Below are 21,814 nucleotides of genomic sequence, written 5' to 3' on the forward strand. Positions count from 1 at the left end.
GGCGACCAGCCGAGCCTAAGCACCCAGCCATGAGGCACTGCGCCCGGCAGTGCCCATGCCGGTCTTATTTCTTCACATTACGACGCTGGCGCATCGCTTCAAACAGGCAGACGCCAGTGGCGACCGAGACGTTAAGACTGCTAACGCTACCCGCCATTGGCAGCTTAACCAGGTAATCACAATGCTCACGCGTGAGGCGGCGCATACCGCGACCTTCGGCGCCCATGATCAGAATCGTTGGGCCTGTCAGGTCTTGATCGTAGATCTCTTGCTCGGCTTCACCGGCAGTACCCACAACCCACAAGCCGCGCTGCTGAAGCTTTTCCAGGCTGCGCGCCAAGTTGGTCACCGCGACCAGCGGAATCACTTCAGCGGCGCCACAGGCAACTTTACGCACCGTTGCATTGAGCGTGGCTGACTTGTCTTTCGGAATCAGCACTGCCAGCGCGCCCGCAGCATCAGCGGTGCGCAGGCAGGCGCCGAGATTGTGCGGATCAGTCACACCATCGAGCACAAGAATCAATGGCGCGCCCTCAGTACGATCGAGCAGTTCGTCGAGCATTGCCTCGCCCCACACCTGACTCGGGCTGACGTCAGCAACAACGCCTTGATGCACGCCTTCGACCCAAGCATCCATCTCGCGCCGCTCACACTGGCCAACCGCTACACGCGACTCGCTCGCCAAAGCGATCAAGGTTTGCACCCGCGGATCACTGCGCCCTTCAGCCAGCCAAACCTGCTTGACTCGCTTAGGGTGGTGACGCAGCAATGCTTCTACGGCATGCACTCCGTAGATTTTTTCCAACTGACTCATGATTTCGCCTTACGTTTACGCGGTGCACTGCTGCTGGCCCCACCTGACTTCGGTGGGCCCTTGCGGTGTTTGGACGGTGCAGCCGGCCCTTCTGTCTTTGACGCCCCTTTAGCTCCAGCAGCTTTTGGCTTGCCTTTGGCGCCAGCCAGCAATGCGCGCTTAACATCACGACTTTTTTGCACATCAGCGTTAGGCGCTGGCTTGCTCGAGGATTTGCTTTCACGCTCACCCTTACCGGCACGCTCAGTCTTGCTGCTGCGCTCACCCTTTGCAGAGCGGTCATTACGCCCACGAGCACTGTCGCCACGCTTGCGACCGACCGGTGCATCGGTGACGCTTTGCGCCATCTCGAAGTCGATTTTGCGCTCGTCGAGATCAACCCGCATCACCTTCACTTCAACGCTGTCACCCAGACGGAAGTTACGGCCACTGCGCTCACCGGCCAAACGATGATGAACCGGGTCGAAGTGGTAATAATCCGCAGGCAGCGCGGTGACATGCACCAAACCTTCCACGTAGATATCACTCAGCTCGACGAACAGGCCAAAACCCGTCACCGCAGTGATTACGCCCGGAAAAGTCTCGCCAACGCGGTCTTTCATAAACTCGCACTTGAGCCAATTCACCACATCGCGCGTGGCTTCATCGGCGCGTCGCTCAGACATCGAGCACTGCTCACCAAGCTCTTCGAGAATTGCCTCGTCATACGGATAAATCCGCGCTTTGGGCATGCTCGTGGCACCGGCACGCTGGACGTGCGGGGTATCGAGCTTGGAGCGGATCACACTGCGGATCGCCCGATGAATCAATAGATCCGGGTAGCGACGAATCGGCGAAGTGAAGTGCGCATAGGCGTCGTAATTAAGACCAAAGTGGCCATGATTATCAGCGCTGTACACCGCCTGGCTCAATGAACGCAGCATTACGGTCTGAATCAGGTGGTAATCCGGGCGATCCTTGATGGTTTCAAGCAGCGCCTGGTAATCCTTGGGCGACGGACCATCTTTGGCCTTGCCCCGATGCAGGCTCAGGCCCAACTCGCCAAGGAATGCTTTGAGCTTTTCCAGGCGCTCAGGCGGCGGACCATCGTGTACACGGTACAGCGCCGGAATTTCATGCTTTTGCATAAATGCGGCGGTGGCAACGTTGGCGGCCAGCATGCACTCTTCGATCAACTTGTGCGCATCGTTGCGCTGGGTTGGGCGAATTTCAGCAATCTTGCGCCCTGCCCCGAAGATAATACGGGTTTCCTGTGTTTCGAAATCAATCGCACCACGCTCGTGACGTGCAGTCAGCAACACGTGATACAGGGAATAGAGTTGCTTGAGATGCGGCAACACCTCTTTGTACTCGCCACACAGAGCCTTGCCATCGGCAGTCTTCGGTTGCTCAAGCATGGTGCTGACTTTGTTGTAAGTCAGGCGCGCATGGGAATGAATAACCGCCTCATAAAACTGATAGTCAGTCATCTTGCCGGTTTTCGAGATGGTCATCTCACAAACCATGGCCAGGCGATCAACATGCGGATTCAACGAGCACAGGCCGTTGGACAGCTCTTCCGGCAGCATCGGGATAACCCGCTCCGGGAAGTACACCGAGTTGCCGCGCACTTGCGCCTCGGCATCCAGCGCCGAACCGATTTTGACGTAATGGGAAACGTCAGCGATGGCTACATACAGCTTCCAACCACCTCCGAACAGGCGCCAGTTGCCGCCGCCTTTCTCGCAATACACCGCGTCATCGAAGTCGCGCGCATCCTCACCGTCGATGGTGACGAACGGCAGATGGCGCAAATCAACCCGCTTCTCTTTGTCCTTTTCTTCGACTTCCGGCTTCAGCTTGCTGGCTTCTTTAACCACCGCATCTGGCCAGACATGGGGAATGTCGTAGCTGCGCAGGGCAACGTCGATTTCCATGCCCGGCGCCATGTAGTTACCCACAACCTCAACCACATCACCTTGCGGCTGGAAGCGCTGGGTTGGCCAATGGGTGATTTTCACCTCGACAAACTGGCCTTGCTTGGCACCCGCATTACGACCTTGAGTGACCAACACTTCTTGTTGGATTTTCGGGTTATCGGGAATTACGAAGCCAATACCGCTTTCTTCGTAATAACGACCAACGATGGATTCATGGCCACGGGCGATCACTTCGACCACCGCACCTTCACGGCGACCACGACGATCGAGACCGGCAACCCGCGCCAAAGCGCGATCACCATCAAAGACCAAACGCATCTGCGCCGGGCTCAGAAACAGGTCATCGCTGCCATCATCCGGAACCAGGAAGCCAAAACCATCGCGGTGACCGCTGACACGGCCAAGCACCAGATCCAACTTATCAACCGGCGCATAGGTGCCGCGACGGGTATAGATTAATTGACCGTCGCGCTCCATGGCGCGCAGTCGACGGCGCAGCGCTTCTATCTGCTCGTCAGTTGTCAGCCCGAACTCTTCCAGCAGCTGTTCACGGTTTGCCGGGGAGCCACGCTCATCGAGATGCTTAAGAATAAGCTCACGACTTGGAATGGGGTTTTCATACTTTTCCGCTTCACGAGCGGCCTCGGGATCGAGGGATTGCCAATCGGCCATTAGAGAGGATTCACCTTTTCTATATAAATTCGGTTTGCCATGCGCCTATTGAAGCGCGAAACAGGTGTCCGGGTCAGCCCGCAACACATAATATTTTTTTAACGACGGGGGTTTACAACTAAAATACCGATCCGTATTATGCGCGCCACAACGACGGCAAACGTTGTTGTAGTTGATCGTAAAAGAGCAATCTTTGCAATCAATGCCCAGGTGGTGAAATTGGTAGACACGCCAGCTTCAGGTGCTGGTGACCTTACGGTCGTGGAAGTTCGAGTCTTCTCCTGGGCACCAAATTCAAAAAACCGAGCCAAAGGCTCGGTTTTTTTATGCCTGTTATTTAGCTTAGCAGCTGTTTGAAACTAACCAACACGCGCCCTCCATCACCTTAATCTAAAGCCTTCCGGCCCCGACCAAGTCTTGAACTGCACATCCAAAAAAGCAGCAGCTCTGGCGCAAACCGCAAACAACTCTGCACTAACCAGTGCAATCGCATTCACCTGACGCAACCTCAAAAACACTTCGCTCGCAATCGCTGGACGAGTGATTTATTTAAGCCCGCCAAGATCCAACCCCAAAAAATTGCCTCGACGGCAATAGCCTCACAAGCAAACGACCCGGCCCAGAATGCAAAAAGGGCCGCCCCAGGCGACCCTTTTTAACCCCGCGCAGTGTTTACGCGAACGGGTGACGCAACACGATGGTCTCGTTGCGGTCAGGACCGGTCGAGATGATATCGATTGGCGCACCGACCAACTCTTCAACACGCTTGATGTAATTGCGCGCGTTAGCTGGTAGCTCTTCAAGGGTTTTGGCGCCCAGAGTCGACTCACTCCAGCCCGGCACTTCTTCGTACACTGGCTGCAAACCGATGTAGCTATCAGCATCAGTTGGCGCATCAACCAGAACGTCACCGTTCTGATCCTTGTAGCCCACACAGATGTTGATGGTTTCCAGACCGTCGAGCACGTCCAACTTGGTCAGGCACAAGCCCGAGATGCTGTTGATTTCGATAGCACGACGCAGGATAACTGCGTCAAACCAACCGCAACGACGAGCACGACCGGTAGTCGCACCAAACTCGTGACCGCGCTTGGCGAGGAATGCACCGGTCTCATCGAACAACTCAGTCGGGAACGGACCCGAACCCACACGCGTGGTGTAAGCCTTGGTGATACCCAAGATGTAATCGAGGTACATCGGACCAAAACCAGAACCGGTAGCGATGCCGCCAGCCGTGGTATTGGAGCTGGTTACGTACGGGTAAGTACCGTGATCGATGTCCAGCAGCGAACCCTGCGCACCTTCAAACATGATGTCTTTGGCGTCACGGCGCATTTCGTGAAGAATAGCCGTCACGTCAGCCATCATCGGCTTCAGCAACTCGGCATATTCCATGCACTCGTCCAGAGTTTTCTGGAAATCGATTGCAGGCTCTTTGTAGAAATTCTGCAGCACGAAGTTGTGATAATCGAGCAACTCACCAAGCTTGGCGGCAAAGCGTTCACGGTGGAACAAATCACCGATACGCAGACCACGACGCGCGACCTTATCTTCGTAAGCCGGGCCAATACCGCGACCGGTCGTACCGATCTTGGCATCACCACGGGCTTTTTCACGAGCCTGATCCAGCGCCACGTGATAAGACAGAATCAGCGGGCAAGAAGGGCTGATACGCAGACGCTCGCGCACCGGCACACCTTTCTCTTCGAGCTTGATGATTTCACGCATCAGCGCATCCGGGGCAACCACGACACCGTTGCCGATCAAGCACTGCACGCCATCGCGCAGGACGCCCGAAGGAATCAGGTGCAGTACGGTTTTCTCACCGTCGATGACCAGTGTGTGGCCTGCGTTATGACCGCCCTGATAACGAACTACAGCGGCAGCCTGCTCAGTCAGCAGATCGACGATCTTGCCCTTACCCTCATCGCCCCACTGGGTGCCCAGGACTACGACATTCTTACCCATAACACTTGTCCTCATTCGCGCAAGCTAGATGTCGGTGATAACCGACGGAAACATATCAGGACGCCAAGGGCGTCACTTGCCAACGACCATCACGCAACTGCAACTGACGGTCACAGCCAGCCTCATGCGCATCAGCCAAAGATTGCTCTGGCAGAGCCTGTACAACCCGCACACCTTCGCCGCGCAGCTTTTGTACCGCTTGCCACAGGTAAACATCGTGGTGATCAGGCGCCCAAATGCCCGCCGGCGCATCCGCCAGCTGCATGTTGCCCAAACTCACCAGCGTTTTTAAATCTGTCGAGAAACCGGTAGCCGGGCGAGCGCGACCGAAGTCTGCACCGATATCGTCATAACGACCACCCTGCGCAATCGACTGACCGACACCCGGTACAAACGCGGCAAATACGACACCGGTGTGATAGTGATAGCCGCGCAACTCACCAAGATCAAAGTACAACGGCAACTCTGGGTAACGCAGACTCAGCTCATCGGCAATCGCCACAAGATCATCCAGCGCCGCATGCACATCATCCGGCGCCTCAACCAGGCACGCTTGCGCCAGATCAAGCACCTCACGACCACCGCACAGCTCAGCCAGCGCGCGCAGCATTTTGCTCAGATCAGCAGGCAATGCTTCGGTCAGCTCGGCAATTTCATCAATAGCCTTGCGCTGCAGAGCATCAAACAACTGCTGCTCAACCGCACCAGACAAGCCAGCAGCGCGCGCCAGGCCGCGATAGATGCCGACATGACCGAGGTCCATGTGCACATCCGGCACGACAGCTAGCTCAAGCGTATTGACCAGCAGACTGATCACCTCGACATCACTCGCCGGGCTCGCATCGCCATACAACTCGGCGCCCAACTGGATCGGGCTGCGCGAGGTGGTTAGCGCGCGCGGCTGCGCATGCAACACGCTACCGGCATAACATAGGCGGCTCGGCCCTTCGCGGCGCAGTGTATGCGCATCAATGCGTGCAACCTGCGGGGTAATGTCCGCACGGAAGCCCATTTGCCGACCCGACAAAGGATCGATCACCTTGAACGTCCGCAGATCGAGATCCTGACCCGCGCCAGTCAGCAGCGACTCAAGGTATTCGATATGCGGCGTTACTACGAATTCATAGCCCCAGCGCTGGAACAGATCCAGCACCTGCCGGCGCGCCACTTCGATGCGCGCAGCCTCTGGAGGTAATACTTCTTCGATGCCATCTGGCAGCAGCCAGCGGTCTACCGTCGCCATTTCGCCATTCCCCTCTTGATCCGGGCGGCACAAGCCATCAGTGAAGCCAATAAAGAAGTGCTGTGCCCAGCAACATGCTGGTCAGCCCCATAAGACGCAGTCCGCGATCTGACAATTGAATTAGCTGCTCGACCATACCGCGCCAACGACGCGGATAGAGAAAGGGCAGGATACCTTCCAGCACCAAGACCAAACAGACTGCAATGCCTAATTCCTGCCACATGATTCCCACAGACGCAAAAAAGCCGGGATTTTCCCGGCTGCCGCATCATACCACGTTTTCTTAAACGGTCACCCCGACAGACGACATGCGTCCGTCGGGGCGAAAGTTATGGCTGCTTGGATTTCTCCAGATAGCGGAAGAACTCGCTACTTGGATCCAGTACCAACACGTCACGCTTGTCCGCGAAACTCTCACGGTAAGCCTTGAGGCTGCGGTAGAAGGAGTAAAACTCCTGATCCTGACCGTATGCCTTGGCGTAGATGGCTGCAGCTTTAGCATCACCCTCACCGCGCAGCTCTTCAGCTTGACGGTAGGCTTCTGCCAGCAGTACGCGGCGCTGACGATCGGCATCCGCACGGATACCTTCCGCCAGCTCTTTACCCTTGGCGCGATGCTCACGAGCCTCACGCTCACGCTCCGAGCCCATACGATCGAACACGCTGCGGTTTACTTCTTTAGGCAAATCAATGCCTTTAACCCGCACGTCAACAACTTCGATACCCAGTTCGCTCTGTGCCGCCCGGTTTAGCGATGCAGTCACGTCAGCCATCAGCGCATCGCGCTCACCCGACACAGACTCGTGCAAAGTGCGCTTACCGAACTGGTCACGCAGGGAAGCCTCAAGACGACGTGACAGACGCTCGTCAGCCGTTTGCTTGATACCGGAAGTCGCAGTGTAGAAGCGCTCAGCATCACGCACTCGCCACTTGGCATAAGCATCAACCATCAATGCTTTCTTTTCCAAGGTGAGGAAACGCGAGCTGCTTGCATCCAATGTCAACAAGCGACCATCAAACAGACGCACCTGGTTAACGTATGGAATCTTCACGTGCAAGCCAGGCTTCACGTCCGGATTGACGATACGACCGAACTGCAGCAGCACCGCACGCTCGGTTTGAGCAACGATATAGAAGCTGTTCCAAGCAACGATTGCCAGAACCACTGCAACGATCAGGGCAACCAGTGATTTACTACTCATCAGCGGCTCTCCCTTGAACGTAGATCAACCGGTTGTGGTGTACGCATCGCCCCTGCATCCGCATCACTTGCTGAAGCGCTGCCGGAAATTGCACTTGAGCCACTGCCTTTACGGCCATCAATCATTTTATCCAGCGGCAGGTAAAGCAGATTGTTCTGCCCTTTGTCGCCAGTGACCAAGACCTTGCTGGTGTTGCTCATCAGCTCTTGCATGGTGTCGAGATACAAACGCTCACGGGTAATCTCTGGTGCCCTGCGGTACTCAGCGACCAATGCTGTGAAGCGATCCGCCTCACCCTCGGCACGAGAAACCACTTCGTCACGATAACCCATTGCATCTTCGACCAGACGCTGGGCCTGACCACGTGCCTCTGGAACCACACCGTTGGCATAGGTTTCAGCTTTGTTCTTTTCGCGCTGCTCATCCTCACGGGCACGAATCACGTCATCGAACGCCTCTTGAACTTCACGCGGCGCCGCAGCACTTTGCAAGTTCACCTGAGTCACAACGATACCGGTCTTGTAAGTGTCCATGAACCGCTGTAAGCGCTCCGTGACCTCACTGGCCAACAGCTCACGACCTTCAGTCAGCACCTGGTCCATTTCAGTCGAGCCAACCACGTGACGTATCGCGCTATCAGTTGCTTGCTGCAAACTGGTTTCAGGCGAATCCACGTTAAGTACGAAATCCTGCAGATTGCTGATTTTGTACTGCACGGTCAGCGGTACTTCGATGATGTTTTCATCTTCGGTCAACATCTGCCCCTGCTTGCTATATGCACGCTCACGGGTGACGTTTTCCTGAAATTTACGATCAATCGGCGGGAAGTAGATGTTCAGACCCGGCCCTACAGTCTCGTAATACTTACCGAAACGCAGAACAACAGCTTGCTCCTGCTCATCGACAACATAGATCGCGCTGTAAAGCCAAAAAGCCACAACCACCAGAAAGCCAACCAAGAGCATGCCGTAGCCACCCTTGTTGCTGCCACTGCCAGCGTCGCCACTGCCACGTTTTTTACCGCCACCGAACAACCCGTTAAGGCTTTCCTGTAGCTTGCGGAAGGCCTCGTCGAGATCCGGAGGTCCTTTGCGGTCGCCACCGTTATTACGGCGCCCACCCCATGGATCCTGATTATTCGAGTTGCCACCCGGCTCATTCCAAGCCATAGCGCTCTCCATCTGATAAAGCAAAGACGCACCCACGGCGCGCCAGCCAATGCTACCGAATGCCTAGCCTCAGCGGCACAACCGCTGACACAGGCTTTATTGCAAAGTGTGTTGCTCGATAAACTCTAAGGGCTGCAGACCGGCGCGACTCACCAACCGGTTCAGCTCTACACGCGGCAAACGTACTGCCAACAAGCTACTTCCGTCCTCGCTATGACCTTCACTCTGTACGGCGCCCAACTCAAAAAACTGAGCACGCAACCGGCCAAGCTTTTGCGGCAACTGTAATGTGCCGACAAACAGATCATCACTCAAGAGTTCCGCAATCGCCTGTTTAAGTAAAGGCAGACCACGCCCATCGCGTGCCGACAACCATACACGTTGTGGTTTGCCATCGGCATTACGTTGAATCTGTGGTTCAACTCCTTCGAGCAGATCAAGCTTGTTGTAGACCTCAAGAATCGGCAGTTCATGCGCGCCAATTTCAGTCAACACCGCCAGCACCTGTTCCATCTGCGCCATACGCTCCGGCTCATGCGAGTCAATCACATGGAGCAACAAATCGGAGTTACTTGACTCCTCAAGGGTCGCACGAAACGCCTCAACCAATTTGTGCGGCAAGTGGCGAATAAAGCCAACCGTATCCGCCAGCACAATAGGTCCAAAGTCATTTAAGTCTAGACGACGCAGAGTTGGGTCAAGCGTTGCGAACAATTGATCAGCAGCGAAGACTTCAGAGTCGGTCACCGCATTGAACAATGTCGACTTACCGGCGTTGGTATAACCGACTAAGGAAACCGAAGGGATATCAGCCCGCTGACGGCCACGGCGAGCCTGCTCACGCTGGCTACGGACCTTATCGAGCTTCTGCTTAATTTGACGAATACGAACCCGCAATAAGCGGCGGTCGGTTTCGAGCTGTGTCTCACCCGGGCCCCGCAAGCCGATACCACCTTTTTGTCGCTCAAGGTGAGTCCAGCCACGGACCAAGCGGGTACTCAGGTGATCAAGCTGGGCAAGTTCGACCTGCAACTTACCCTCGTGAGTACGCGCACGCTGGGCAAAAATGTCGAGAATCAAACCTGTACGGTCCAATACACGACATTCAAAGGCACGCTCAAGATTACGTTCCTGACTGGGTGTCAGAACGTGATTAAAGATAACCAGATCGGCTTCAACAACCTTAACCTGGTCACGCAACTCTTCAACCTTACCGCTACCGATGAGGTATTTCGCAGTCAGCCGATTGCTCGGCACACTGAGAAAGGCCACCGTGTCAGCACCCGCTGAAATAGCGAGCTCCTGAAACTCTTGCGGATCTTCACTCGCCTCGGAGTTCTGGCCATCCAAATGTACCAGGATGGCCCGCTCACCACCTTCATGGCGTTCGAAGAACAATACAGCCCCCTAAAATCAGGCGTTACCTGGCTCGGCTTCTGCCTGCTCCGTTTCGCTAGCGGTTGGCAGACGAACCGGGCGGCTCGGCACTACGGTGGAAATTGCATGCTTATAGACCATCTGGCTGACAGTGTTCTTCAGCAAAATTACAAACTGGTCGAAAGATTCGATTTGCCCCTGCAGCTTAATCCCGTTTACCAAGTATATAGATACCGGTACGCGTTCCTTACGCAGGGTATTTAAGTAAGGGTCTTGTAGCGAATGCCCTTTTGACATGTGCCGCACTCCTTTAAGGATCAATTTCAATAATTTAAGAATCAACAAACAACTCAGCGCCGCCCTCCCTCAAGGATAGACGGCTAACGGCATGGTCTCATTTCAATATGGAGGCCGATGCAAAGTATTTCAAGGCACGTGACGCATTGTCGCAAGCTAAGCTATCCAGCCAGTGCACATCAGACCAACTGCGCAGCCATGTAAACTGCCGCTTGGCCAACTGGCGAGTTGCGATAATCCCCAATTCCTGCATCTTCGAACGACTTACACCGCCGTCGAGGTACTCCCACACTTGGCGGTAACCTACTGCTCGTATAGACGGTAAACCTGGATGCAAGTCACTTCTTTGGCGCAGAAGTTCGACCTCTTCGATGAAGCCTTGTTCAAGCATTATCTGAAAACGTTGTGAAATTCGTTCGTGGAGCACGCTTCGATCAGCCGGAGCAATGGCCACACAAGCAACATTATAGGGTAAATGCCCAGCAGTCGCCGGGTTAACGTCAACATTTTGTTGCGCCTGACGCTGACGATGTTCAGTCATGGTCAACCCACTGACTTTATATACCTCAAGAGCCCGGGTTAAGCGCTGAGGATCGTTAGGATGTATACGCGCGGCAGACTCAGGGTCGACAGCGGCCAACTCTTGATGCAATACGCCCCAACCCTCGGCCAGGGCCCGCGCTTCGAGCTCTGCGCGCACCTGTGCATCAGCGCCCGGCATATCAGCCAAACCTTCCTGAAGCGCCTTGTAATAGAGCATGGTACCGCCCACCAGGAGCGGAATCCGCCCTCTTGCGCTGATTTCAGCCATTTCAGCCAAGGCATCGCTGCGAAATTCCGCCGCCGAATAGCTCTGCGCCGGATCGCGAATATCAATCAGGCGGTGCGGGTACTCAGCCAACGTGGCTTTGTCAGGCTTGGCCGTGCCGATATCCATACCGGTGTAGATCAACGCCGAGTCGACACTTATCAGGTCACAAGGCAGCGCCCGCGCCAACTCCAGGGCCAAATCGGTTTTACCGGCAGCCGTAGGCCCCATGAGGAATATTGCTGGCGGCAGACGCTCAGACATTGGTTACATCTCTTGATAACAGCGAGACTGCGCGACCAATCAACGCCCGCGCAGGAATAATTTGTCCAGATCGTCCATACCAAGCTGCGTCCATGTCGGACGACCATGATTGCATTGACCGCTACGCTCGGTGTGTTCCATATCACGCAGCAACGCATTCATCTCAGGCAGCGTCAGGCGTCGATTAGCTCGTACCGAGCCATGACAAGCCATGGTGCCGAGCAATTCGTTGATATGCGCCTGAACGCGATCACTGGTGCCGTATTCGAGCAGGTCAGTGAGCACATCCTGCACCAGTCGCGTGGCCTCGGCCTGTTTAAGCAGTGCCGGAATTTGACGGATAGCCAAGGTTTCCGGCCCTAGGCGCTGCAACTCAAAGCCAAGCGTCTGGAACAGCGCCGCGTGTTCTTCAGCGCTATCCGCTTCACGCTGGCTCACTGCAATAGACTCAGGCACCAACAGTGGCTGACCGCGCAAACCCTCGCTGGCCATCGCCACCTTGAGGCGTTCGTAAGTAATCCGCTCGTGCGCGGCGTGCATATCAACCAGAACCATGCCCTGCACGTTTTCAGCAAGGATATAGACACCTTTGAGCTGCGCGATTGCATAGCCCAGTGGCGGTACATCACCTTGCTCTTGCGGCAAGCCAACAGGCGCTGGAGCTGGCGACATCGGCGTAAAATACTCGCGGTACGCGCCTTGGGCTTCTGCGGCAGGCAAAGCACCACGCCCGCCCTGAAAGCCCGCACCCGGCGAGCGCCAAACCGATTCAGCTTGTGGGCGTTCAAGCACATTGGCCGCCAGCCCCATCTCACCTTGCGGACCAAACTCACCAGCGGCCTGGCCCGTCGGGCGAACCATAGTGTTAACCGATGCAGGCGCTGCCAACTGATCTTCAGGGCGTACATCACCTAGCGCGCGATGCAAGGTGCCATAAAGAAAGTCATGAACCATGCGCCCGTCACGGAAACGCACTTCGTGCTTAGTTGGATGCACGTTGACATCAACCACACCCGGATCGATTTCGAGAAACAGGACAAAGGTCGGATGGCGCCCATTGAACAACACATCGCGATAAGCCTGACGCACGGCATGAGCGACTAATTTGTCGCGGACCATGCGCCCATTGACATAGAAGTACTGCAAATCAGCTTGGCTGCGCGAAAAGGTAGGCAAGCCAACCCAGCCCCACAGCCGCAGGCCGTTGCGCTCGATTTCAATTGGCAAGGCTTGCTCAAGAAAGCCGTTACTGCACACTGACGAAACGCGTCGGGCCCGACTGGCTTCATCATGCGCTTCGTGCAGTGAAAGAATGGTCTTGCCGTTGTGGCGCAACTGAAAGCCCACATCAAACCGCGCCAACGCCAAGCGCTTGATCACTTCTTGCAGATGATCAAACTCGGTCTTCTCAGCACGCAAAAATTTACGCCGAGCGGGCGTATTGAAAAATAAATCGCGAACTTCGACCGAGGTTCCAACCGGGTGCGCAGCAGGCTGCACCCGAGGCTGCATATCGCGACCTTCGGTTTCGACTTGCCACCCTTGATCAGCGTCAGCAGTGCGTGACGTCAAGGTCAGCCGCGACACCGAACTAATTGATGCCAATGCTTCACCACGAAAGCCGAGGCTCAGCACTTGTTCAAGATCTTCAAGCTCACGAATTTTGCTGGTGGCGTGACGAGCAAGCGCTAAAGGCAGATCGTCAGCGGAAATGCCACCGCCATCATCGCGTACCCGCAACAGCTTGACACCGCCTTGCTCAACATCCACTTCGATGCGCTTGGCGCCTGAGTCCAGGCTGTTTTCTAATAATTCTTTGATGACCGAGGCGGGCCGCTCTACGACCTCGCCAGCGGCAATCTGGTTAGCCAGCCGCGGGCTAAGCAGCTGGATTCTTGCAGCATCAGTCATGGTTGTGCAGCCAGCGAGGTAGCAGGAATTTTCAGAACTTGGCCAATTTTAACCACGCTTGAAGTCATTGAGTTGGCACTTTTGATCGAGGCCATGCTGACCTGATAGCGCGCGGCAATCAGCGCCAGGCTATCCCCGGAACTCACTCGATGCTCACGGGGTCCTTGGGCGATCTTGCCGGAGTCACGCATCCACGCGATATAGGTGCCAGGCGGTGGATTTTGCTCAAAAAACTGCTTTACCCCGGTCATTATCGAGCGCGCCAACGTCCGCTGGTGACTCGAGGTTACCAGCTTGTTTGACTCATTCAGATTTGAAATAAAGCCGGTTTCCACCAGGATCGACGGAATATCTGGCGACTTCAGCACCATGAACCCAGCTTGCTCAACCCGGCGCTTGTGCAGCGGCGTCACTTGGCCGATGTTACCCAGCACCTTCTGACCGACATTCAAACTCGAAGACAACGATGCAGTCATCGACAGATCGAGCAGCACCCCCGCCAACATTCGATCTTTATCATCGAGGCTGACGTTACCCGCACCACCAATCAAGTCCGACTGGTTTTCCGAGTCTGCCAACCAGCGCGCGGTTTCAGAGGTTGCACCGCGATCAGACAAGGCATACACCGAAGCACCGAACGCAGCTCGCGATGGCGCGGCATCTGCGTGAATCGAAACGAACAGGTCCGCCCCCTTCTTGCGGGCGATCTCGGTACGTTTACGCAATGGAATAAAATAGTCGCCGGTGCGTACCAACTCGCCACGGTAACCTTTCTCAGCATTGACTTGGCGTTGCAACTCTTTAGCGATGGCCAAGGTGACGTTTTTCTCCACGCGCCCCTTCACCGGCGACAGCGCGCCTGGGTCTTCGCCGCCGTGACCAGCATCAATCGCGATAACGATTTCGCGCTTACCATTGGGCACCGGGGTCAGCTTCGGCCGGGCCTGAGTCGGAGTAACCGGCACCGGCGCTGACGGGGTTACCGTGGTTGGCGGCAAGTTAGGTGTGCTATCAGCGCCTTTATCGTACAAATCAACGACTAAACGATCGCCGTATTGTTGATTAGGTGCCAAGGTGAAGCTTTTAGGCGTGACCATGTCTTTAAGGTCAATCACCACACGCAAATCATCGGCTGTGCGCTGCGCCGAACGCACGCCTGTAATGGGAGTGTTGCTCAACGCAAGCTTATCCAGTGAGGTCGCCAGCTTAGCGCCACTGATGTCGATCACGATGCGATCAGGTGCAGCCAAGGTAAATACGCTGTGTTTCACCGGGCCTGATAAATCAAAGACCAAACGGGTATTGTCCGGTGCTCGCCACAAGCGAACGCCGCGCACATCCGAGGCAGCAAAAACCTCTGACGCAAAAGCCGCCAGTACGACCCCTACCAAAACTAAACGCGCGCTTATGCGCATACCCGACCCCATTATTTTATTCATCTCCCAATGGCCAAATTGGCACACCAGGCAGTACCGCGCGAGCTATGCGCTTGAAAATGCAGCAACCGCCCTGCTCCCTGCACGCTAATGGTAATGTCCATGTCCGCCTTTGGCAAAACGCCTGTACCGCGCTCGGGCCACTCAACCAAGCACAATGCATCGCCATCGAAGTAATCACGAATACCTAAAAACTCTAGCTCTTCCGGGTCGACCAAGCGATACAGGTCAAAGTGATAAACCCGAACATCGTCCAACTCATAGGGTTCAACCAAGGTAAAGGTGGGACTTTTAACCGCACCCACATGACCAAAACCACGAATTATCCCGCGTGAAAACGTGGTTTTACCGGCCCCGAGATCACCGTGCAGATAGATTACTCCAGCACCAGCCGTAATACCGGCAATGCGCCCACCCAACTCGACCATGGCCTGCTCATCCGCTGCGTATAGCTCTAAATCAGACAACAGACTGCTCCTGTAATAACTGACGAATGGCATCACACAAATCACTGGCGGCCAATCCCTCCCCTTTGACTGCTAAACGCTCACCGGCGCACGCATGCAACCAAACCGCCAAACTTGCTGCCGCAAAGGGCCCCAAGCCTTGCGCCAGCAGCGCACCAATGAGTCCAGCTAGTACATCACCTAGCCCGGCACCAGCCATCACCGGATGGCCACGATCACAAAGATGCAATTGTCCGCCAGGATCAGCAATCAGACTACCCGCACCTTTCAATACACAGACTGTGTCAAAGCGCTTGGCCAGTTCCAGTGCTGCGGCAGGTCGATTGCCCTGCACTTGAGCAGTACTCAAACCAAGCAAGCGTGCAGCTTCGCCCGGATGCGGGGTAATTACACAATTTGCTGGCAGTGAGACACAACCAGTGGCCAACAGGTTCAGCGCATCAGCATCCCAAACCTGCGGCGCCTGGTTAATCGCGGCAGCAGATAACAGGCTGCGCGCCCATGCGCCCTGTCCCAAACCCGGACCTACGACCCAAACCGATGCGGCTTCACCCAGTGCCAGCAATTGATTGGCTGAAACCACAGCTGCAGCCATCACTTCTGGAGTCCGCACTTGCGCGGCACTTACATGCGCGCTGCGGGTTGCCAAGGAAACCATGCCTGCGCCGCCACGCAGCGCACTTTGCGCGGCCAGCAATGCGGCGCCCGCAAAACCCAGCTCACCACCCACCACCAGCACATGGCCCAACTGGCCTTTGTGCACAGTCAGCTGACGCGCAGTCAACTGCGGCAAACTCCCCTTAGTCAGCCGGTGCGCTGTGGCAGCCTGAGCCGCAACGATTGCAGGATCCGCCTGCAAATCAGTGAACTGTAATTGCCCAAGGTATTCAGGAGCTTGCCCGGTAAACAAACCTATCTTCAAACCAATCAGGCTAACGGTAATATCGGCACGCACGGCGCAACCAAGGGCTTGTCCGGTATCAGCACAGAGACCGGAAGGAATATCCACAGCCAATACCGGCAAGCCGCTGACGTTGAGCTGCTCAATAACTGCGCAATATGGCGCTCGCACCTGACCTTTCAAGCCTGTACCGAGCATTGCATCGACAACCACGCCATTGAGCACAGCCTGCTCACACCAAGGCTCGACCAGCACTCCGGCGGCCTGCGCCTGCTTGAATGCCAGCCGCGCATCGCTGGCAAGCGCACCCGGCTCGCCAACTGCAAGCACTTTGACCTGCCAGCCCGCGCGCAATGCCAACTCGGCAATCAAGTAGCCATCGCCCGCATTGTTGCCCTTTCCCGCCAGCACAGTCAGCTCACTGGCACTCGGCCAACGCTGGCGCAACGCGCGCCAAATGGCATGCGCAGCACGGCTCATCAGCTCGAAACCGGAGGTGCCTGCGGCGATCAAACTGGCGTCAAGCTGTCTCACCTGAGCACTGCTATAAAGGGCTAGAGGAAAATTGTCTGCAGAATCCGGCATGCGAGTACTCCGTTGTCTGGCAGAATTATACGCACCTCATCTATTGGTTTGCCGCTGAACATGTCTATCGATACGCTTGATCTCAACCAACTCGCACAGTCGATCAAAGACTGGGGCCGAGAACTGGGCTTCCAGCAGGTCGGTATCAGCGGGCTCGACCTCGGCGAACACGAAGCACATTTGCAGCGCTGGCTGGATGCCGGATACCAAGGTGAGATGGAGTACATGGCGGCGCACGGCAGCAAGCGCTCGCACCCGGAGCAATTGGTGCCGGGTACGCTACGGGTGATTTCGCTGCGCATGGATTACCTGCCGGGCGACACGCAAATGGTCAAACGTTTAGCCCAACCGGAGAAAGCCTACATCTCCCGCTATGCGCTGGGCCGTGACTATCACAAGCTAATCCGCAAACGCTTGCAGCATTTAGCCGAACGCATCCAACAGACAATTGGCCCCTTCGGTTTTCGCGCCTTTGTCGATAGCGCACCAGTACTGGAAAAAGCCATCGCCGAGCAATCTGGCCTCGGCTGGATTGGCAAAAACACCTTGGTGCTCAACCGCAAAGCCGGCAGTTATTTTTTTTTGGGCGAATTGTTTGTCGATATCGACCTGCCCGTAGATGCGCCACACGGCAGCGAACATTGCGGACGCTGCACGGCGTGCATGGATATTTGCCCAACCCAGGCCTTTGTCGGGCCCTATGTACTTGATGCCCGGCGCTGCATTTCTTATCTGACGATAGAACTCAAGGGCGCAATTCCCGAAGACCTGCGCGCGCCTATCGGCAATCGCGTATTTGGTTGTGATGACTGCCAGATGGTCTGCCCTTGGAACCGCTTTGCCAGCCCCACCGAGCAATCAGACTTCAAACCGCGCCACCAACTCGATAATGCCGAGCTGGCGGAGCTGTTTTGCTGGAGCGAAGAAGATTTTCTCAGCCGCACCGAGGGTTCGCCTTTGCGCAGAGCGGGTTACGAACGCTGGCTACGCAACTTAGCTGTCGGCCTTGGTAACGCACCCTCAAGCATTCCAGTGATCGAAGCGCTCAAAGCACGCCGTGGTTACCCATCAGAGCTGGTGCGCGAGCATGTCGAGTGGGCCCTCAAGCGCCATAATCAAGCCTGATCAGACCTTGAGGAAGTGCTCGCGGTAGTACTGCAGTTCAGCGATGGACTCACGAATATCATCCAGCGCCTGATGCGTACCTTTTTTGACGAAGCCTTCCTTGATTTGCGGCGCCCAACGATCAGCCAGAATCTTCAGAGTCGAGACGTCCAGATAGCGGTAATGGAAGTACGCCTCCAGCGTTGGCATGTAGCGATACAAGAAACGGCGATCCTGACCAATGCTGTTGCCGCAAATTGGCGACTTACCTTTGGGCACCCATTGCTCAAGGAATGCGATGGTTTGTGCCTCAGCCTCAGTCTGGCTGATTTTGCTCTCCCGCACACGCTTGGTCAGACCGCTTTCGCCGTGGGTGCGGGTATTCCACTCATCCATACCGGCAAGCGCTTCATCACTCTGGTGCACAGCAATGACCGGACCCTCAGCCAGAACCTTGAGATCACTGTCGGTGACAATGGTGGCCATCTCGATGATCACGTCACGCTCAGGATCAAGCCCGGTCATTTCCAGGTCGATCCAAATCAAGTTGTTTGCGCTTTGCATATGTTGCTCCTCTGAAGGCCTGCAAGTTTAACGAATTAATCAGCCGGGGATACGCCAAAGCAACAGGCTCGAATCGCGCCAATCGTTCAATTGCAGTTGCTGATCGGCCGGAACATCAGGCACCGCGAAAGTATTGCTCACCAATAATGTGTCAGGCTGCATTTCCCTGCAGGCCTTTTGCCAGAGCTCAGCCATGGGTGCTGGCGACAAAAAACAGTACACAACATTAAATTCTGCCAGGTCAGTGCGCCAAAGGCTTTGATAGCGAATGCTGCAGTTGGCTTGAAACAGCGACCGCAACAAGGCCAGCAAATAAGATAACGGCGCAGTCTCGACCCCGACAAACAGCCCCTCTGGAAACGTTCGCGCCAGCGCCAGCAACGATCCCGCCGGACCGCACCCCAAATCAACGAAGCGCAGCGGCGTAGCCTGCTGCTCGACGATACTGACCAATAACTGCGTGCCTTGAGTACCGGTCAGGTACAAGGGCACGCGCTCGCCGAAACTGTTCCAGTTGAATAGCAGCAGCGTCAAAAATGCCAGCAAAAATACCCAAGACGGCAAAGGCGCTCCGGCAAAGACCAGCAAGGCAGGCGCGAACGCCAGATTCAGCCACCACCACAAACGTGACAGCCCAAACCAACGGCCAATGGTTGCAGCCAGCAACCCGTGCAACAGCCCGGCACTCATCCAGTCAAGACGCCAACCCGCAACCGAGATGCACAGCAGCACAATTACCGCCAGCAATGCCGTTGCCAGCACTTGAGCAAACAGCGCCACCAACGCCGGATAGCGCTGAGCAAGCTGACGCAGCCCACCAACCAACCCCATCAATCCACTCCCGGCCTTGCAGCAGCAAAATTTGCTACCACCATGATTTTATTGTCTGCCATTGTTTGTCGGCTGATGCGATGCACAGTTTAGCCGGAACACTAGCCTTTGCCTTGCCCGTGCTAGAATTGCCTGCGAAATAAACGGCTGCAACTCTGCCTCCCTTAAGTAACACACCTTCGGAACCTTCATGGCCAAACGCCAACTCAATCGCCGGCAAAACTGGCGCATCGAAAAAATCCAGGGCGAGCGTGCTGCCCGCGCCGCCAAGCGCGAATCACAAGCATTGCAAACACTGGAAGGCGGTGATCTTGGCCCAGAACAAACGGGTTTAGTCATCGCTCACTTTGGTGTTCAAGTCGAAGTTGAGGCGCTCGAAGGGGAAATGGCTGGCCAGGTCTTTCGTTGCCACCTGCGCGCCAACTTACCGACCATGGTCACCGGCGATCGTGTGGTCTGGCGCCCAGGCAATCAGGGAATAGGCGTTATTGTTGCGCAACTGCCGCGCAACACTGAACTCTGTCGTCCAGACACTCGCGGCCAGCTAAAACCGGTAGCCGCCAACGTTGACCTGATCGTCATCGTCTTCGCCCCCTTACCTGAACCACACGCCAACTTGATCGACCGTTATCTGGTCGCCGCTGAGCACGCTGGCATCCGCCCGCTACTCTTGCTCAACAAGGCTGACTTGATTGACGAGCAAAACGGCGTCGCCCTCAACGCAATGCTGGCGGTCTACCGCCAACTCGGTTACCCGTTGCTGGAAGTATCAGCCCATCACGGTGACGGCATGGAGCAGCTTATGCAGCAGCTTGATGGGCACGTTAGCGTGTTCGTCGGCCAGTCCGGCGTTGGCAAGTCGTCGCTGGTCAACAGCTTGCTACCCGAAGTTGAAACTCGCGTCGGCCCACTGTCTGAGTTGACTGGCAAGGGTACGCACACCACGACCACTGCGCGTCTGTTCCATTTCCCGGGTGGCGGCGAATTGATCGATTCACCCGGCATTCGTGAGTTTGGCTTGGTGCATGTCAGCCGTGATGACGTTGAAGCAGGGTTTATTGAATTTCATGAACTGCTCGGCCACTGCCGCTTTCGCGACTGCAAACACGACAGAGAACCAGGCTGCGCACTACTCAAGGCCCTTGATGAAGGTCGCATCCAACCGCAACGCATGGCCAGCTACCGGCATATTCTGGCGAGCCTGCCTGAAGACGAATACTAAACCGTTTACGCCCGTTAAGGCTCGGGCGTATCGATCTTCAGCGCGCCATCTTCGAAGATATTCAAGCGCTGTTTGATCTCCTCGGCTGGCAAGATATCCGGGGCAGTGTCCATAGCGCCCTCCTCAGCCCCAGCCTCGCCCGGAGCTGACGGATTGGGCGCGTCTCCAGCGCCCTGCGCACCATCGATCGCGCGCTGAGCTCGCTTGGTCAACACGACAATATCAATACGCCGGTTTACCGGGTTTAACGGATCTTCGCGATCGAACAGCGCTGAAGATGCGTAGCCCACCACCCGCGCCACCTTATCCGGGTCATACCCGCCCTCGACCAATACGCGCCGCGCCGCGTTGGCGCGGTTGGCAGACAACTCCCAGTTACCAAAGCCGCCAGTGCCAGCGAAGGGTTTAGCATCGGTGTGGCCACTGACACTGATTTTATTGGGTACCGCGTTGATGGTGTCAGTAAGCGCCAGCAAGATATCCTCAAAGTAAGGCTGCAATTGGGCGCTGCCGATGGCAAACATGGGGCGGTTTTCGGCATCCATGATCTGAATACGCAAACCATCCTGGGTAATTTCAAACAGAATCTGATCCTTGAAATTACGCAACTGCGGGTCTTCGTTAACCTTGTTCTGCAACTCTTGAAGCAACAATTCCAGGCGTTCGCGCTCCATTTGCTCAGCAATACTCTCCGCCTCATGCGGATCCACCGGAGATCCATCAGAGGAAGTGTCAGGCTGCACATCCGTTGCACTCTGTTGTGCATCCGGCTGATCCTCAGGATTCAACGTACGATCAGGCGAAGGGGTTGGCGAACCGCCCAAATCAATAACATAAGGGCTGGCGCTTTCAGTGAAGCCAATCGGGTCTTGGAAGTAACCGGAAATCAACTTTTTCTGCTCAGGCGTTGCCGACGACATCAGCCACATCACCATGAAAAACGCCATCATCGCGATTGCGAAGTCGGCAAAGGCAATTTTCCAGGCGCCGCCATGACCGCCACCGACAACTTTCTTGACTCGCTTTACAATGATGGGCTGATTGTTCTCCATGATTCAGC

At 55.8% G+C, this 21,814-nt stretch carries 19 protein-coding genes and 1 tRNA gene; 3 read left to right on the forward strand and 17 right to left on the reverse strand.

The window, feature by feature from the left end; all coding sequences use genetic code 11:
* Positions 1-64 precede the first annotated feature (64 nt).
* Positions 65-814, reverse strand: coding sequence for a 23S rRNA (guanosine(2251)-2'-O)-methyltransferase RlmB (gene rlmB, locus ACN0UH_RS08935; RefSeq protein WP_417661731.1), 750 nt, complete (start codon positions 812-814; stop codon positions 65-67).
* Positions 811-3,405, reverse strand: coding sequence for a ribonuclease R (gene rnr, locus ACN0UH_RS08940; protein ID WP_417661732.1), 2,595 nt, complete (start codon positions 3,403-3,405; stop codon positions 811-813). The genes rlmB and rnr overlap by 4 nt, the downstream gene beginning before the upstream one ends.
* Positions 3,406-3,609: 204 nt before the next feature.
* Here rnr and ACN0UH_RS08945 point away from each other — a divergent pair.
* Positions 3,610-3,696 (forward strand) — tRNA-Leu (locus ACN0UH_RS08945).
* Positions 3,697-4,077: 381 nt separating this feature from the next.
* On the opposite strand, the gene ACN0UH_RS08950 is transcribed toward ACN0UH_RS08945, so the two are convergent.
* The 12 genes from ACN0UH_RS08950 to ACN0UH_RS09005 all read right to left on the reverse strand — a co-directional run bounded on the left by ACN0UH_RS08950 (position 4,078) and on the right by ACN0UH_RS09005 (position 17,033).
* On the reverse strand, positions 4,078-5,373 hold the full coding sequence (locus ACN0UH_RS08950; protein ID WP_417661733.1) for an adenylosuccinate synthase: 1,296 nt from the start codon (positions 5,371-5,373) through the stop codon (positions 4,078-4,080).
* A 55-nt stretch (positions 5,374-5,428) separates the two neighbouring features.
* The gene (locus tag ACN0UH_RS08955; protein ID WP_417661734.1) at positions 5,429-6,616 is read right to left on the reverse strand and encodes an ATP phosphoribosyltransferase regulatory subunit; all 1,188 of its coding nucleotides are present in this window, start codon (positions 6,614-6,616) and stop codon (positions 5,429-5,431) included.
* A gap of 37 nt (positions 6,617-6,653) precedes the next feature.
* Positions 6,654-6,839 (reverse strand): DUF2065 domain-containing protein, encoded by a 186-nt coding sequence (locus ACN0UH_RS08960; RefSeq protein WP_417661735.1) that lies wholly within the window; start codon positions 6,837-6,839, stop codon positions 6,654-6,656.
* A 106-nt stretch (positions 6,840-6,945) separates the two neighbouring features.
* Entirely contained in the window at positions 6,946-7,818 is an 873-nt protein-coding gene (gene hflC, locus ACN0UH_RS08965; protein WP_417661736.1) for a protease modulator HflC, read from the reverse strand.
* Positions 7,818-8,987, reverse strand: a complete 1,170-nt coding sequence (hflK, locus tag ACN0UH_RS08970) for an FtsH protease activity modulator HflK (RefSeq protein WP_417661737.1) — start codon at positions 8,985-8,987, stop codon at positions 7,818-7,820. Before hflK ends, hflC begins: the two co-directional genes overlap by 1 nt.
* 96 nt (positions 8,988-9,083) lie before the next feature.
* The gene (gene hflX, locus ACN0UH_RS08975; RefSeq protein WP_417661738.1) at positions 9,084-10,385 is read right to left on the reverse strand and encodes a ribosome rescue GTPase HflX; all 1,302 of its coding nucleotides are present in this window, start codon (positions 10,383-10,385) and stop codon (positions 9,084-9,086) included.
* A gap of 15 nt (positions 10,386-10,400) precedes the next feature.
* Positions 10,401-10,661 (reverse strand): RNA chaperone Hfq, encoded by a 261-nt coding sequence (hfq, locus tag ACN0UH_RS08980; RefSeq protein ID WP_417661739.1) that lies wholly within the window; start codon positions 10,659-10,661, stop codon positions 10,401-10,403.
* A 97-nt stretch (positions 10,662-10,758) separates the two neighbouring features.
* Positions 10,759-11,733 carry a tRNA (adenosine(37)-N6)-dimethylallyltransferase MiaA gene (gene miaA, locus ACN0UH_RS08985; RefSeq protein ID WP_417661740.1) on the reverse strand — a complete coding sequence of 325 codons (975 nt, stop codon included), beginning with the start codon at positions 11,731-11,733 and terminating at the stop codon, positions 10,759-10,761.
* 39 nt (positions 11,734-11,772) lie between these two features.
* Positions 11,773-13,644 carry a DNA mismatch repair endonuclease MutL gene (mutL, locus tag ACN0UH_RS08990; protein WP_417661741.1) on the reverse strand — a complete coding sequence of 624 codons (1,872 nt, stop codon included), beginning with the start codon at positions 13,642-13,644 and terminating at the stop codon, positions 11,773-11,775.
* Positions 13,641-15,071, reverse strand: a complete 1,431-nt coding sequence (locus tag ACN0UH_RS08995) for an N-acetylmuramoyl-L-alanine amidase (protein ID WP_417661918.1) — start codon at positions 15,069-15,071, stop codon at positions 13,641-13,643. Before ACN0UH_RS08995 ends, mutL begins: the two co-directional genes overlap by 4 nt.
* A gap of 8 nt (positions 15,072-15,079) precedes the next feature.
* Positions 15,080-15,580: a tRNA (adenosine(37)-N6)-threonylcarbamoyltransferase complex ATPase subunit type 1 TsaE gene (gene tsaE / locus ACN0UH_RS09000; RefSeq protein WP_417661742.1), complete on the reverse strand. Its 501-nt coding sequence runs from the start codon at positions 15,578-15,580 to the stop codon at positions 15,080-15,082.
* The gene (locus tag ACN0UH_RS09005) at positions 15,540-17,033 is read right to left on the reverse strand and encodes an NAD(P)H-hydrate dehydratase (RefSeq protein WP_417661743.1); all 1,494 of its coding nucleotides are present in this window, start codon (positions 17,031-17,033) and stop codon (positions 15,540-15,542) included. Before ACN0UH_RS09005 ends, tsaE begins: the two co-directional genes overlap by 41 nt.
* Positions 17,034-17,093: 60 nt before the next feature.
* On the opposite strand from ACN0UH_RS09005, the gene queG reads away from it, so the two are divergent.
* Positions 17,094-18,158, forward strand: coding sequence for a tRNA epoxyqueuosine(34) reductase QueG (queG, locus tag ACN0UH_RS09010; RefSeq protein WP_417661744.1), 1,065 nt, complete (start codon positions 17,094-17,096; stop codon positions 18,156-18,158).
* Here queG and orn read toward each other — a convergent pair whose 3' ends face one another.
* Together orn and ACN0UH_RS09020 are read right to left on the reverse strand one after the other, a co-directional pair.
* Positions 18,159-18,701 (reverse strand): oligoribonuclease, encoded by a 543-nt coding sequence (gene orn / locus ACN0UH_RS09015; RefSeq protein WP_417661745.1) that lies wholly within the window; start codon positions 18,699-18,701, stop codon positions 18,159-18,161. It lies immediately after the preceding gene.
* Between the two features lie 39 nt (positions 18,702-18,740).
* The gene (locus tag ACN0UH_RS09020; protein WP_417661746.1) at positions 18,741-19,532 is read right to left on the reverse strand and encodes a class I SAM-dependent methyltransferase; all 792 of its coding nucleotides are present in this window, start codon (positions 19,530-19,532) and stop codon (positions 18,741-18,743) included.
* A 190-nt stretch (positions 19,533-19,722) separates the two neighbouring features.
* Between ACN0UH_RS09020 and rsgA the strand changes: the two genes are divergently transcribed.
* Entirely contained in the window at positions 19,723-20,754 is a 1,032-nt protein-coding gene (rsgA, locus tag ACN0UH_RS09025) for a small ribosomal subunit biogenesis GTPase RsgA (protein ID WP_417661747.1), read from the forward strand.
* 14 nt (positions 20,755-20,768) lie between these two features.
* Here rsgA and motB read toward each other — a convergent pair whose 3' ends face one another.
* A complete protein-coding gene (motB, locus tag ACN0UH_RS09030; RefSeq protein ID WP_417661748.1) occupies positions 20,769-21,806 on the reverse strand; it encodes a flagellar motor protein MotB in 1,038 nt (345 codons plus the stop codon).
* Between the last annotated feature and the right edge of the window lie 8 nt (positions 21,807-21,814).

The organism is Pseudomonas sp., from assembly GCF_048265905.1.
Classification (GTDB): domain Bacteria; phylum Pseudomonadota; class Gammaproteobacteria; order Pseudomonadales; family Pseudomonadaceae; genus Aquipseudomonas.

Bases quoted from the DNA above. Each gene is read 5' to 3' on its own strand.
- hfq (WP_417661739.1), bottom strand. From the start codon at position 10,661: ATGTCAAAAGGGCATTCGCTACAAGACCCTTACTTAAATACCCTGCGT.
- ACN0UH_RS08955 (WP_417661734.1), bottom strand. From the start codon at position 6,616: ATGGCGACGGTAGACCGCTGGCTGCTGCCAGATGGCATCGAAGAAGTA.
- ACN0UH_RS08995 (WP_417661918.1), bottom strand. From the start codon at position 15,071: ATGGGGTCGGGTATGCGCATAAGCGCGCGTTTAGTTTTGGTAGGGGTC.
- hflC (WP_417661736.1), bottom strand. From the start codon at position 7,818: ATGAGTAGTAAATCACTGGTTGCCCTGATCGTTGCAGTGGTTCTGGCA.
- ACN0UH_RS08960 (WP_417661735.1), bottom strand. From the start codon at position 6,839: ATGTGGCAGGAATTAGGCATTGCAGTCTGTTTGGTCTTGGTGCTGGAA.
- mutL (WP_417661741.1), bottom strand. From the start codon at position 13,644: ATGACTGATGCTGCAAGAATCCAGCTGCTTAGCCCGCGGCTGGCTAAC.
- ACN0UH_RS09020 (WP_417661746.1), bottom strand. From the start codon at position 19,532: ATGGGGTTGGTTGGTGGGCTGCGTCAGCTTGCTCAGCGCTATCCGGCG.
- rnr (WP_417661732.1), bottom strand. From the start codon at position 3,405: ATGGCCGATTGGCAATCCCTCGATCCCGAGGCCGCTCGTGAAGCGGAA.
- ACN0UH_RS08950 (WP_417661733.1), bottom strand. From the start codon at position 5,373: ATGGGTAAGAATGTCGTAGTCCTGGGCACCCAGTGGGGCGATGAGGGT.
- motB (WP_417661748.1), bottom strand. From the start codon at position 21,806: ATGGAGAACAATCAGCCCATCATTGTAAAGCGAGTCAAGAAAGTTGTC.
- orn (WP_417661745.1), bottom strand. From the start codon at position 18,701: ATGCAAAGCGCAAACAACTTGATTTGGATCGACCTGGAAATGACCGGG.
- rsgA (WP_417661747.1), top strand. From the start codon at position 19,723: ATGGCCAAACGCCAACTCAATCGCCGGCAAAACTGGCGCATCGAAAAA.
- miaA (WP_417661740.1), bottom strand. From the start codon at position 11,733: ATGTCTGAGCGTCTGCCGCCAGCAATATTCCTCATGGGGCCTACGGCT.
- rlmB (WP_417661731.1), bottom strand. From the start codon at position 814: ATGAGTCAGTTGGAAAAAATCTACGGAGTGCATGCCGTAGAAGCATTG.
- hflK (WP_417661737.1), bottom strand. From the start codon at position 8,987: ATGGCTTGGAATGAGCCGGGTGGCAACTCGAATAATCAGGATCCATGG.
- tsaE (WP_417661742.1), bottom strand. From the start codon at position 15,580: ATGCCATTCGTCAGTTATTACAGGAGCAGTCTGTTGTCTGATTTAGAG.
- ACN0UH_RS09005 (WP_417661743.1), bottom strand. From the start codon at position 17,033: ATGCCGGATTCTGCAGACAATTTTCCTCTAGCCCTTTATAGCAGTGCT.
- queG (WP_417661744.1), top strand. From the start codon at position 17,094: ATGTCTATCGATACGCTTGATCTCAACCAACTCGCACAGTCGATCAAA.